The organism is Paenibacillus aestuarii, assembly GCF_027789125.1.
Lineage (GTDB): Bacteria > Bacillota > Bacilli > Paenibacillales > NBRC-103111 > Paenibacillus_E > Paenibacillus_E aestuarii.
This window is the reverse complement of record NZ_JAQFVF010000022.1, coordinates 110049-122333: the sequence shown is the minus strand read 5'-3', so window position 1 is coordinate 122333 and position 12285 is coordinate 110049. Positions and strand designations below refer to the sequence as shown.

14 protein-coding genes are annotated in these 12285 nt (G+C 52.8%); 1 reads left to right on the top strand and 13 read right to left on the bottom strand.

Features of this window, described 5'->3' with window-relative positions; translation table 11 throughout:
• The first annotated feature begins 1 nt into the window (after position 1).
• Positions 2-385 carry a hypothetical protein gene (locus tag O9139_RS07910; RefSeq protein WP_270878910.1) on the top strand — a complete coding sequence of 128 codons (384 nt, stop codon included), beginning with the start codon at positions 2-4 and terminating at the stop codon, positions 383-385.
• Here the strand turns inward: O9139_RS07910 and O9139_RS07905 are convergent.
• The 13 genes from O9139_RS07905 to O9139_RS07845 form a co-directional block, all read right to left on the bottom strand.
• Positions 363-959 (bottom strand): TetR/AcrR family transcriptional regulator, encoded by a 597-nt coding sequence (locus O9139_RS07905; RefSeq protein ID WP_270878909.1) that lies wholly within the window; start codon positions 957-959, stop codon positions 363-365. The two genes, O9139_RS07910 and O9139_RS07905, sit on opposite strands and share 23 nt — an antisense overlap.
• A gap of 94 nt (positions 960-1053) precedes the next feature.
• Entirely contained in the window at positions 1054-1551 is a 498-nt protein-coding gene (locus O9139_RS07900; RefSeq protein ID WP_270878908.1) for a hypothetical protein, read from the bottom strand.
• Between the two features lie 926 nt (positions 1552-2477).
• On the bottom strand, positions 2478-3119 hold the full coding sequence (locus O9139_RS07895) for a DUF2306 domain-containing protein (RefSeq protein WP_270878907.1): 642 nt from the start codon (positions 3117-3119) through the stop codon (positions 2478-2480).
• Positions 3120-3233: 114 nt separating this feature from the next.
• Positions 3234-3656, bottom strand: coding sequence for a YkvA family protein (locus tag O9139_RS07890; RefSeq protein ID WP_270878906.1), 423 nt, complete (start codon positions 3654-3656; stop codon positions 3234-3236).
• A gap of 69 nt (positions 3657-3725) precedes the next feature.
• Positions 3726-4331: a LysE/ArgO family amino acid transporter gene (locus O9139_RS07885; protein WP_270878905.1), complete on the bottom strand. Its 606-nt coding sequence runs from the start codon at positions 4329-4331 to the stop codon at positions 3726-3728.
• Between the two features lie 10 nt (positions 4332-4341).
• The gene (locus tag O9139_RS07880) at positions 4342-4992 is read right to left on the bottom strand and encodes a LysE family translocator (RefSeq protein WP_377525844.1); all 651 of its coding nucleotides are present in this window, start codon (positions 4990-4992) and stop codon (positions 4342-4344) included.
• A 52-nt stretch (positions 4993-5044) separates the two neighbouring features.
• On the bottom strand, positions 5045-5920 hold the full coding sequence (gene aguB / locus O9139_RS07875; protein WP_270878904.1) for an N-carbamoylputrescine amidase: 876 nt from the start codon (positions 5918-5920) through the stop codon (positions 5045-5047).
• Between the two features lie 44 nt (positions 5921-5964).
• Positions 5965-6999, bottom strand: a complete 1035-nt coding sequence (locus O9139_RS07870; protein ID WP_270878903.1) for an agmatine deiminase family protein — start codon at positions 6997-6999, stop codon at positions 5965-5967.
• Between the two features lie 195 nt (positions 7000-7194).
• The gene (locus tag O9139_RS07865; RefSeq protein ID WP_270878902.1) at positions 7195-7473 is read right to left on the bottom strand and encodes a chorismate mutase; all 279 of its coding nucleotides are present in this window, start codon (positions 7471-7473) and stop codon (positions 7195-7197) included.
• 15 nt (positions 7474-7488) lie between these two features.
• Entirely contained in the window at positions 7489-8229 is a 741-nt protein-coding gene (locus O9139_RS07860) for a metallophosphoesterase family protein (protein ID WP_270878901.1), read from the bottom strand.
• Positions 8230-8254: 25 nt separating this feature from the next.
• On the bottom strand, positions 8255-10243 hold the full coding sequence (locus O9139_RS07855; RefSeq protein WP_270878900.1) for a dihydroorotate dehydrogenase: 1989 nt from the start codon (positions 10241-10243) through the stop codon (positions 8255-8257).
• A gap of 115 nt (positions 10244-10358) precedes the next feature.
• Positions 10359-10862: a hypothetical protein gene (locus O9139_RS07850; RefSeq protein ID WP_270878899.1), complete on the bottom strand. Its 504-nt coding sequence runs from the start codon at positions 10860-10862 to the stop codon at positions 10359-10361.
• Between the two features lie 201 nt (positions 10863-11063).
• Positions 11064-12242: an ROK family transcriptional regulator gene (locus O9139_RS07845; RefSeq protein ID WP_270878898.1), complete on the bottom strand. Its 1179-nt coding sequence runs from the start codon at positions 12240-12242 to the stop codon at positions 11064-11066.
• Positions 12243-12285: the final 43 nt, after the last annotated feature.

Genomic DNA, 12285 nt, shown 5'->3' with positions numbered 1-12285 from the left:
AATGGGAAAGATCACGGTCTTTTACGACTTCCATGAAGAGAGGAAGCACCCCGTTCTCATGTCGATCCGAATTGCAGATGGAGCGCTGGATTGGAGTCGCACCATGTTATATGTGAGGCTGACGGCACCTTTCCAGGAATTACACCTAGAGGAGATTCCGGAAGATGCCGCCGGACTTTCAGTGCTGCTGGAAGACCTTGTTGTCAGCGACAAGCATTCCCATAGCGTAGGCATCCACCTCACTGCCCTAAAACAGCGGCATGCCCATCTGATTGCTGATTTTACTTCAATCGATTATCTTTGGCTGCGCATGTACGACATCGAGGAGGTGCTGGAGGCTACCTATCCCTTCCAATCCTCACTTACAGAAGAGAGCGAAAAATAACCCTGAACACCTCATCAGCCTGCAGTGCTTGATGCATATCTCCGGCAATGACATTTTGAACCCTAATGCCGTAAGTAAACGTCATGAAAATCGCTGCAGCTCTATTCGCATCGATATCCGGCGGAATCGCACCCGCCTTCTGGCCGACCTCCAGCCAGCTCGTGGCCATGCGTAAAGAGAAGTTATATAGATCCGTCAGCATTTCCGCGATTTTGGGATTTTCATTTTGGCTGAGCAAATAAATAAAAATCTTGCTGCCGACATCGTTCTTATCCGTATTTGCAATCATACCTTGCGTAATCGTTTGAATCGGCGGAACGGCATCCGGACCAACCGTCCCGGCTACAGCCGCTTGGAACCGCTCGTTCATTTGCTCGGCTTTGGATTTCAGAATGAGTCCGAACAACTCATCTTTACCGGATACATAATGATAGATCGCCCCTTTGGATAGCCCTGTACGGTCGATAATATCCTGCAGTGTCGTCTGACGGCACCCTTTCTCTTTGACCAGTTGTTCGGTCGTATCCAGGATGAGTTGAAAGCTTGCGCTGCGTTGTGTGGTATCTGATGTCATAGGAGCGCCTCCGTTATGTTATCTTTTTAATCTCTTTATTGTATACCAACCGTCGGTATGGTCAAGTGCCTAGGAGACCATTATCATTTTGAGCCTACCGGGCACGATGATGCTTAAAAGTTCCGACTGCTGCGGCTCTCATCTGCTCGGGGTATAGAAGCGAGAGCATCAACACTTTACCAAGCAAGATTCCGGCAATCGAGAACAGGAATGGCACATATGCTTGGGCCCCCGTCAAGACCACGTCTATTCCGGACAGCTCCACAAACCCGTAGCGAACGATGAAACGCAAAGGAATAGAGAGCAGCCATACAGCCAATCCAGCCCATGAGCCTGCCATCATCCAAACCGAGTTATCCACATATACTCTTGTCAGACGTCCTTGAAAGAGACCTACACCGCTGCCAAGCAGCGCGCTCAAGGCCAGAGATATTCCCTCACCGGGCTGCACATGGGCTTGAGCGGCCAAATAGATGGCATAGAACAATAGCAATAACGGCAAAGTGAACAAGCTTCTTCTCAAAGGCTTCACTCTCAGCTGGCTTCTAACGATGAGCAGCAAAATGATGAGACATAGGAATATATTAGACATTTCGGAGTGCCTCCCTTGTCAAAAAAACTGCATAAGAGCCTGGACAGCTGCCCTTCAAAGTCGCACAAACCATTTGCGCCACTACGTTATAGCCTTTTAAATTCCCTTGCTGTTGAGTCAACTTCTAACATCTCCTTTTCTGAAAATACCGTACACAGCTCATCGTGGGACCGTCGGTCGGTATGTACAAGTCTATCCTAGTACCATTTGTGATCTCTGTGTAAGGCCTTAGTTCGTGGCCGGCTTCGTGCATGTTATTGTGCTTGGCCTTGCCACAAACCAGTCATTATGGTTTGAGTACGCATTGTGCGACCCTGATGACATTGTTGTCACTGCATGTCATTGTTTTTACTGCTGCCACTGTTGTCACCGCTACCCCTGTCTGCTAAGTAATTGCGGATTGCCTTAAACTCCTGGCCTAATTTGCGCTGAAGCCCTGCTACTCGCATGTAAAACCAGACTCTCTCACCAGAGCAAGCCCTCTAAGACGTATATTGGTGCACCCAACATCCAACCGACCACTGGTGTGTCGATAGCTCTATATTACATACCGACCGACGGTCTGTCAAATGCTTCGAGATTTTAGTTCTACTGGTATTGGTAAGCGGTGGAGTTACTCCCCAGTTATGACCACTCTAATTTCCTCCAAGAGAACCAAGTCGCGCCGCTGCAAATGTAAAAACTCACTCTCAGCCACCCGCGCTCAGCCTCTAAAGCGGATTTCTCGCTTTACTCTCACTCGCAGCCGCTCACGCGCGGCCTTTAAAGCAGTTCGCCCGCTTTGCATACACTGCTTTGGGCGTCTCCTAGCACCACCTCCAGGCGACCCGGGCACCTTGCCTTGCCTTGCCCTTCCTTGCTCTTCCCTTCTCTGCCCTGCACTGCTGAGCCCGCCTCCCCCGCGCCACAGTTCTTTCGAGGCGCCTTTAAGCGGACGCTGCCGGCGGACGCTGATTTGCCTTTCGCGATCGGATCACGGCCTCGATGACCAGCAGGTTCGGGATCCAGCACAGCCAAGCCACAAGCCGGTAGCCCGTCTCGAAGTCGCCGAAGGCCATTACCAGCGGCGCCAGCCATACGCGCAAAGTTACGGCTGCAAAGGTTAGCGCGTAGCTGCGCAGCATCCACGCTTTATGCGCCGCCACATCTTTGAGCATGATTTTGCGCAGGGCCACCCATGTTGACGCGAGCCAGCAGGCATCGAGGCCCAAAAAGCCCAAACTGGCCAGCCAACCGCCTGTTGCATACAAGGCCAGGTACACGCTGACCAAGCCGCTTACCGTAATTGCAGCGACATACAAATAGCCGAGCAAGCGATGCCGCTTCACTCTGGTGCCGGTCGGTTTGCGGAACAGCTGAATCGGTCCAATCACCAGCGCTAGCACCGCAGTCACGATATGCGCATAGAGGACATACACCCAAGGCGCCAGATGAAAGTCAGGCTTCTGCAGCTTGAAAGCAACAAGCCCTGCCTGATCAGCACGAAAGAGGCCGTATTGAACGATGGCATAGAAAGCGACAGCCAAAGCAAATACAACTACAAGTGCACGGACAATCTTTTTCCCCATTAGAGCACCTCACTTTTTAAACATAAAAAAATCATACCACGAAACTCTATTCTCGTCTGTAAAATAATCCCAAAAGAAAAACTGCCCTCTACAGGCAGTTCCCCTTCAACTCACTTATGTATCGCGACGCCCAGCCTCTCCCTCGCTGTCGACCAGCTGCGCCTCAATGTCAATGACATCCTGGCTTTTCACTGCTTCCTCGCCAAAAAACTCGTGTAGCTTGTCTTTCGCCTTCCGCTTCACGTCATCGTCGATGCTCTTCGCCACAGCGCCGAGCGCAAGCGCCAAAGCACCAAGATCGTCCACATAGCCTACGACCGGCAGCACATCGGGGACAAGATCCAGCGGCAAAATCAAATACCCCAGCGCGCCGTAAATCTGCACTTTGGCTTTCAGCGGCGTCTTCTTGCTTTCGAGTGCGTAAAACAGCAGCAAGCCGGTATAGATGACTTTGATACCCGCGTCTTTTGCGCCTTTTTTCAGCTTCGCCCAAAAGCCGTCATTGGAGAAATACTTTTCATACTTGGAATTATCCATGCAGCACCACCCCATTCCAGATCCTATTTTTCTCGCGCGCCTTCAGCTTACAGCCAAAGCTATCATCGTCTATAGGGTTGTCACTAAGTACACAGCCGCTGCCCACATGACGAGCGCCGAGATTTTATTCAAGTATGCGATTAGCTTGCCCGATTTATCCTTTAGCCCTACGAGGCGCCCCGTCAAAGCAAGCATAAAAAACCACAACCATGAGACCACAATGCATGTCAGGGTGAAAGCTACTTTTTCCGCCCCTGTATAGCTTAGCGAGCTGGTGCCGATCACGCCTACCGTATCCAGAATCGCATGCGGATTCAGGATGGAGATCATCATCGTGAATGTAATCATTTTGCCTAGCCTTGTATGCTCCTGCACCTGCTTTTTGGCCTCCGGCTTCGTCCTCCACGATAAAAAGCCCATGTAGAGCAGGAATATCGTACCGCCGATGACAAGCAGCGTTTTCATCCACACGAAGCTGAGCACGACGACCGAAAGTCCAAGCACGGCCACCAGAATGAGCACCGTATCGCATAACGAAGCGGTCAGCACGATTGGTAGCACATAAATCCATCTTTCCCTGACAGCCCCTTGTGAAAACACAAAAAAGTTTTGCACACCTAAAGGCATAATCAATCCAATTGCAAGTAAAAAAGCATGAATAATTGCAGATATCATATTCTTGCTCTTAATCCCCCTTCATAATTCCCAGCAATGCTAGAATACCAAATATAATGACGATGGAACCCGAAATGCGGTTAATCCATCGAAAAGCCTCTGTATGCAGCCGCTCTCGCAGCAAACCGACGGCAAGGCACAGCATCAGCCACCACAGCGCTGAGCCGATGAAAACGCCCGCAACCAATGAGGTTGCCGACAACCAATTCCCCTGCTCATGGCCGATGCCCAACCCGGCAAAGACGCCGACAAACGACAGAATCGTCATCGGGTTGGTAATCGTTAGCATCAAAGTCGAGGCATACGACTTGAAAAGAGTCTTACTGCTGGCTTTAGCCGGATCACGTGCGGGGTTAGCGCGATAGGTTTGAACACCAAGATACAGCAGAAACAAGCCACCTGCGCCCTGCAGCAGCATGCGCTGATCCAGCAAAAAACTCGTGACCAGCGTCAGTCCGAAGCCGGCCATGAAGCCATAGCACGCATCCGCCGTGGCTGCGCCCAATCCCGACAGAAACCCGTGCAGCCGACCAAGCGTTAGTGTTCGACGTATACAGAGTATTCCGATCGGTCCTACGGGAGCCGCAATGGACAAACCTAGTATAATACCTTTCAGCAGTGGATAAAGCATAGGCTGATCTTCCTTTTTCGAAGTTTGCAAAAAGGGCAGGTCCCCCTAATGATGGGTAGCCTGCCTCATTTTACTTATGATCTTATAGTACCTGATTCCCGTCGTACGTAGCGATGGCCTTGTACAAATCCGGACGGCGATCGCGGAAAATGCCCCACTCGATGCGCTGAACTTCCAGCTGATCCAGATCGAATTCAGCAACCAGCGTTGTCTCTTCGATACGTCCGGCTTCCACAATTTTATTGCCTTGCGGGCCGGCGATGAACGAAGAACCGTAAAAATCAATGCTGGACTCATCATCGGTCTCCTTGCCTACGCGGTTCGACGCGATGACAGGGATAAGGTTCGCCGCGGCATGGCCCAGCATGCACATTTGCCAGTGATCCTTGGAGTCGATCCCGCTGTCTTGCGGCTCGGAACCGATCGCTGTCGGGTAGAAAAGCAGCTCTGCGCCCATGAGTGCCATACATCTCGCTGCTTCAGGGTACCACTGATCCCAGCAGACGCCTACGCCGATTTTGGCGTAGCGGGTTTTCCATACTTTGAAGCCCGTATCGCCAGGGTTGAAATAAAACTTCTCCTCATACCCAGGACCGTCAGGGATATGGCTTTTGCGGTAAAGGCCCAGCACTTCCCCGTCAGCATCGATCATAGCGAGCGAGTTGTAACGAGCATAGTTCTTTTTCTCGTAGAAGCTGATCGGCAGCACGACTTGCAGCTCTTTGGCAATTTGGCGGAAATGGTTAACCGCCTTATTATTTTCAAGCTCCGTAGCGTAATGGTAATAATCGGACTTCTCTTTTTGGCAGAAATACGGAGTCTCGAAGAGCTCCTGAATCAAAATAATTTGTGCCCCTTCGGCTGCCGCTTTGCGAACCAAAGCCTCGGCTTTACGGATGTTTTCTTCAATATTGCTGGTGCAGCTCATTTGGGTTGCCGCAACTTTCACCATTCTCATTTCATTCACCTCATTAAATACTTATGTCATAAAAAGTCTATCGCTTAGCCTCTGCCGCTGGCCGGCATTTGCTGCGTCGTACAGTGGACGTTGCCACCCTCTTTAATAATGGACATTCCGTTAATTTTGCGAATTCTGCGATCAGGGAACACCTGGCTCAGCACTTCTTCTGCTCTGCGATCCGTTTCTTCCGCAGTACCCCCGAACACCGGCAAAATAATACCGCCGTTTACGAAGTAGAAGTTCAGGTAGCTCAGCGTCAGGCGCTGATCGCCAAAAAACGTTTTCGGCGGCTGTTCAATCTCAATGATCTCCAGTTTACGCCCTTTCGCATCCGTCGCATTGCGCAAAATTTGCAAGTTCTCTTGCGTAATAGCGTAGTTCTCATCGGCTGGATCGTAGCACATTTGCAGGATCACTTTGCCAGGTGCTGCAAAACAAGCAATATTATCAACGTGACCGTCTGTTTCATCGCCATCCAAGCCTTTATTCAGCCAAATAATTTTGTCCACGTTCACGAAGTTTTTCACATGGGCTTCAATCTCTTCACAGCTCAACTCCGGGTTGCGGTTCGTATTCAACAGACATTCTTCTGTTGTCAGCAGCGTGCCCTCTCCGTCCGTATGAATAGATCCGCCTTCCATGACGATCGGAGCATCAAAGCGCTTCACGCCGTAGGTCTCCATAATTTGCGGAGCGACTTCGTCGTCCAAATTCCAAGGTGCGTATTTGCCGCCCCATGCATTGAACTTCCAGTTCACGCCAGCAATCTCTTGCTGCTCGTTCAGCACGAAGGTTGGGCCGTTGTCGCGGAACCACGCATCATTATGCGGGATCGTCAAAAACTCCACGTTCGTTTCATCGAAAAGAGCTTTCACCTGCTCTGCATCCGAGGGATTCACAATCACGGTCACCGGTTCAAACTCGGCGATCGCTTTCACCAAATCCGCGTAGCCTTTTGTCACAACCGCATAATCTTCAGGATAAACCATGGAAGCTTGTACCGGCCAAGAAATGAACGTACGCTCATGGTTCGTCCATTCTGCTGGCATTGTATAGTGTAAATCTCTAGGGTTCATCTCATCCATCTCGCTTTATCTTAATTTTAAGGTGATTTCCAAAAACGCAAGTACCGACTATCATCATATACTAAATGCCGTTCAGGCTCAATGCCGGTTGACGTTTAACGCCTGTCGAGCACTGGGTGCCGAGGCTGAGTTCGAATTTTCACACAAAAAAACACCTATGCGAAATAGGTGAATGGCCATTCGTTATTAAATCCGCTGCCGCTTTTGCAGTTCGGAGGATTCATCAAAGATTTGTTTGAAAATATTTTTAATCATCTCATCGTCAAAAGGCCCTTGATTTCGGCGCGTCAGATACTCGAAACTTTCGCGTTCACGCTTAGGATCATAGACATCCAGCATGCCTGCGCTGCGCTTGTACTCACCGATTTTCTCCACAATTCGCGCGCGTTCATTTAATAACTCCAGCAATTTAACATTAATTTCATCGACTTGAGCTCTCAGCTCATTCAACTCCCTGTGACTCATGCGGTGTCTCTCCTTTTATGCTTGTTCATTTTGAAGCCCGCGATATCGCCCTGTTCGCAATTCGATCACATAAGGATCCAAAGCCGGCATCTCTTCATCAATCGCCTGCTGAACGGCAAGCTCAATATCGTAAGGCACCCGGATGAGCTGAATGTTCAGCGCCGCGGATTTTTTGCCCTGGTATTCGCCTTCAAGAATTGCATACGAGGCTTGTGCCATATCCAGCGGATTGCCAACGCTCCCGGCATTAAAGAGTGTGCGGCCTTCCAGGTTTTGCAAATAAGCATTATGTACATCGCCATACCCCGCTACATCCGCCTTGCGCGGTTCCGCGCTGCGGACTGAGGGCTCAAACATCGACAAGCGGCTTTCCATCGGGTCCCAAGGCTGAATCCGTTCGTAGACGCTTCGCGGCGATGCGTGAAACAAGCGGACAAACTTGCCGCTCATCCAAAACTCGCAGCTAAACGGCAGCTCCTTCAGATACGCCATGCGCCCCCCGCCCAAACGCTGCTGGTGCCAGCTTAGGACAGGATCAGTAGTCGGATTGCCGATGAAATCATCCCAATTTCCTTGAATGACCAAGTCGCATACTTCCCGGATACAATCGACCACCTGATCGGGGTGAGGGCCTTTGCCGACCAAATCGCCGAGGCAGATGATCCGGGAAATGCCGCGCTGCTGAATATCGGCTAAGACGGACTCCAATGCAGGCATGTTGCCATGTATATCGGAAATAACGGCGATTTTATCCATATCATCTGCCACCTTTCAATTCTAGCTAAAATTTCTTCACCGCAAGTTGGGAATCCTGCCCTTTATGTACTTCATGCAACAGATGTCCCGCACGGCCAACCAGATACGGATACGTTCCATAGAGTCCACCGGCGTATAATAGAACCGCGATATATAATGGAAGCAAATGCCAAAAGTCGGTGTAGCCAATATGAATGTGAACGAGCAGACCCGCAGCAAAGCCAGGCAGCCCACCGAGCAAGAACGTCCACCACAGCCACTTCTCTCCCTGATTGACTCCCCATAGCGCCGAGCCGGTGATGGCTACCGCGAGGGAGAGCAGCGCTCCGCCGAAGCCCGCACGGTCATGGGCGATCAAGGGAATCAGCCGGTCATTCCAGGCGCCAATCTGCTCGGCAGACAAACCGATATAATCCAGGTCGGTTGGTACGAATACGGAAGTGATGCCGATCCCCGAGATGACTAAACCTCCTATCGCCAACGCGAATCCGAGCACAACCCAGCAGCACTGCCCCCATTGGGCCCTGCGCCAAATCCGGTCATTTGTTAGGCTTGGGGGCTTGCGTGAAGGACGATCCTTCCAGCCGCGCAGCGACAGCAGCAGCATCGGCAGCAGCATCACGGCAACCGCCGCGTGCAAAGGATCGAAATATCCGTAACCGAGATATAGAAAAAAACTGCTGAAGCCGACTGCACAAGAGGTATATACCGCCGTACGTGCCCAATGCAGTCCATATTGCAGGCCGTGATGCGCCAATTGATAGTAAAAAATGCCGATCGACAGCATCGTGCCCGCCAGCGTAATCCGATCGTGGGTCATGAAATGCAGAAGATGCGGGCTGAATCCCCGGATGACGCTGCGGCTCACGCCAAGGAACTCTTCATCGTAGGGCAGGAGCACGGTCGTCGCCGCAATCAGCCAGGCCAGCACGCCACCGATCAGCATGCCGATGCCCAGCAGCGCCATCCAGCCCCAGCTGGCCCAGAACGAAGGCGGTTCCGGCGCCTGTGTCTCCCGCAGACGCTCATAGAGAACCGCTTCGTTCACGCGCTTCGGCAGCCCGGGGCCGGCAAATACCAAGCCGCTGTGCAGCTGCACAGCGCTGGCTCCGGCAGCCAGCAGCGCCAGCGCATCCTGCGGCGCATGCACACCGCCGGCCGCCACGATCGTGCTCCGCGCACCTAGCACCTCGCGGAGCAGCCTCACCTGGCTCAGCGCTGCCTCGAGCGAGCCCGCCCCGCCGACGCGGATGCTGGGCTGTCCAGCCTCGCACATCGCGTCGCCGACAACGACGCCGTCCCAGCTGCGCAGCGGGACGGCCTCCGCAAGCTGCCGCACCATCTCCTGAGGGAGATGCAGCGGCAAATAGAGCAGCAGCGGCTTCCCTGCAGCCGCTGCCAAAGCCATGCCGCGTACCTCCGCCAGGTACGCGGCTGCATCCGCCAATGACCAGCCTTCGTCGAGGCCATCGATGTAGAAGCCGGCCGCGTACGGCGCCAGTCGCGCCAGCAGCTCCTGCTGCTGCGACAGCGCCTCGCGCGGCGTGCTCCCGGGCATCGGCCGCAGCCGTATGAAGTGCGGCAGGCGACGCCCAGTACCTTTACCCAGGCGCCTCGCCAACGCATCGAGGCCGTCGTTCGCATAGCCATCGGGGTATGCGATGGCTTCCTGCTCCCCGTAGCGGCCGATCGCTGCGGCAGTTTCATGGACGGGCTGCACGGTGACAGGCCCGATCTCGATGAAGCCGAAGCCGAACTGCGCCAGCGCCTTCTGGGCTATGCCATGCGGGTCCAAGCCGCCGCCCAGCCCGACAGGGCAAGGCACCGTTAGTCCCGCAAGCTCTGTTGATAAAGGCTCCGGCAGCTCGATGTGCCCCATGGTCTTAATGACGAAGGTTCCGCCGGGAACACGGCTGAGCCCCCCGATCGCCTGCAATGTCCAATTACGCGCCGTTCGGGCCGGCAAGCGGAATAACAGCGGGCGAAATAGCGAATGATACGACCAATCCGGCATAGGCAGCCGCTCCCCTGTCCATAGGAATTTTGGTACCGTTTCTCTTTAGTATACCAAAGTCAGGGCTAATGAAAAAAGCGTAAGCACATGGTATGCTTGCCGCTTTTCCTTCCTTTTATAGCTCTCTTTTCACGGATGCAGACACCTTGGACGTAAACCGCTGTACAAACAGTACCCATTTCTGCGGCACTGGCAGCACAAGCTTCTCCAACCTGCTGATGAGCCAGATAGGAACGAATAAGCCAAGCAGAGAGGTCAGAACTGTCACTGGCAGCAGCCAGAGGTGCGCCGGATGCGCAAAGAATGGGATGAATGATACCGATAAGATTGGAGCAGCATTCCATTTAAAATATTTGATAAGCAAAATCATCAGAAGTGCGGTCACGAAAAACGAGAACGCCCCTGTACTGATCAAATATCCAAGGCAGCCGACGACAACGCCAACGAACGCTCCCAGCATAATGCGACCGATATCTTTGATTTGCTCCACGCGATGCATAAATAAGAAACTGAATGCGCCCAATGTCGGATAAAAAATCATTTTCATTGACGGATAATGGCAAGAAACCCAGTAGGCCAGCATCAAGTACGCACAAAAAATTAACGAACGCAGAAACAAGGTTCGTTCTCCTCCTTTTTGCATATCCATTGCCGTAAAAAACTCAGCAATATCCATTTTACAAAGGGGGACCTCAAGGGTCAACGCCAATTCCATGCAGAATGCGGCGCTAAGCTTTGTTATTTCTATGGTTTTTAACTACTGAGACAGTCTAGACGGATCTGAAGCTCGAATTTCGCCTCTCAGGCCGCCGCTTTGCATTCAACCACTGTGTTCAACCGACACTTGCGATGAGGCGAAGAATCTGGCAATCGCCATTGTGGAGGCACCCAATACCGTCGATCCGTCGCCCAGCTTGGAGAACTCCACATTCAGCTGCTTGCGAGGATGCGGCAGCGAGCGTTGCTTCAATAGCGACTGAAGCGGCTGCATAAGCCACTTCTCCGCACCGGCTAAGCGGCCGCCAAGAATGATGAACTCCGGATTGAAGCCGTTCACGATATTGACGACGCCGACACCCAAATAATAGCCCAACTGTTCAAAAAGCCGGATCACGGATTGCTCGCCGGCATCCGCCTGCTGCAGCAGCGTTTCCAGATCGACGGCTTCGCCTCTTTCAAGCCGCGCATGCTCGAGCAGTGCATGCTCCGACGCGAACAGCTCCCAGCAGCCCAAGCTGCCGCAGCGGCATTTGGGACCGTCATGCTGGATCGAGATGTGGCCGATCTCGCCGGAGAAGCCGGTCGCGCCTCTATACAGCTCGCCTTTAATGATGATCCCGGCCCCGATGCCGATGCCGATACTGATGTAAACCAAATTCGCCGTGTCCTTGCCGGCGCCGAACTGTTTCTCGCCGACGGCTCCTGCATTCGCCTCGTTATCGATCACGACCGGGATGTCGAACTCCGCTTCCACCAGCTGCTGCAGCGGAACGTTCTCCCATCCGAGATTCGGCGCGAACAGCAGGTTGCCGTCCTCGTCGCAAATGCCCGGCAGCCCGATGCCGATGCCGATAATACCGTAGACGCTGTCCGGCGCGCGTCCGATTAATTCGCGGATGCTGGCTTTCAGCAGCGCGACCGTTGCTTCCAGAGAGGTATTGTCATGCTCCACTCTGTATTCTTCAATAACCTGGCCTGTCAGATCGGTCAGCACAGCCAGTATGTCGGTCACCCCGAGATCAACGCCGATGGCGTATCCCGCCGTGCCGTTGAAGATCAGCATCATCGGCTTGCGCCCGCCGCTCGACTCGCCAACCCCGATCTCATCGACAAGGCTGCTTGTGATCAGCTCATTGACCAGGCTCGACACCGTAGCCTTCGTCAGCCCTGTCACCTCCGCGATCCTTGCGCGGGAAATCGGCGAGTCCGTGCGGATATGATGCAGCACAATCGATTTATTTATCTTTTTCACCAGGTTCAAATCCCCTGTTTGTTTCATCTTATAGCCCCCAACTACCGTAAATCTCGGTTGATTGTCCTGA

Excerpts from the sequence above, each read along its gene's own strand:
- O9139_RS07910 (WP_270878910.1), top strand. The coding sequence starts at position 2 with ATGGGAAAGATCACGGTCTTTTACGACTTCCATGAAGAGAGGAAGCAC.
- O9139_RS07905 (WP_270878909.1), bottom strand. The coding sequence starts at position 959 with ATGACATCAGATACCACACAACGCAGCGCAAGCTTTCAACTCATCCTG.
- O9139_RS07900 (WP_270878908.1), bottom strand. The coding sequence starts at position 1,551 with ATGTCTAATATATTCCTATGTCTCATCATTTTGCTGCTCATCGTTAGA.
- O9139_RS07895 (WP_270878907.1), bottom strand. The coding sequence starts at position 3,119 with ATGGGGAAAAAGATTGTCCGTGCACTTGTAGTTGTATTTGCTTTGGCT.
- O9139_RS07890 (WP_270878906.1), bottom strand. The coding sequence starts at position 3,656 with ATGGATAATTCCAAGTATGAAAAGTATTTCTCCAATGACGGCTTTTGG.
- O9139_RS07885 (WP_270878905.1), bottom strand. The coding sequence starts at position 4,331 with ATGATATCTGCAATTATTCATGCTTTTTTACTTGCAATTGGATTGATT.
- aguB (WP_270878904.1), bottom strand. The coding sequence starts at position 5,920 with ATGAGAATGGTGAAAGTTGCGGCAACCCAAATGAGCTGCACCAGCAAT.
- O9139_RS07870 (WP_270878903.1), bottom strand. The coding sequence starts at position 6,999 with ATGAACCCTAGAGATTTACACTATACAATGCCAGCAGAATGGACGAAC.
- O9139_RS07865 (WP_270878902.1), bottom strand. The coding sequence starts at position 7,473 with ATGAGTCACAGGGAGTTGAATGAGCTGAGAGCTCAAGTCGATGAAATT.
- O9139_RS07860 (WP_270878901.1), bottom strand. The coding sequence starts at position 8,229 with ATGGATAAAATCGCCGTTATTTCCGATATACATGGCAACATGCCTGCA.
- O9139_RS07855 (WP_270878900.1), bottom strand. The coding sequence starts at position 10,243 with ATGCCGGATTGGTCGTATCATTCGCTATTTCGCCCGCTGTTATTCCGC.
- O9139_RS07845 (WP_270878898.1), bottom strand. The coding sequence starts at position 12,242 with ATGAAACAAACAGGGGATTTGAACCTGGTGAAAAAGATAAATAAATCG.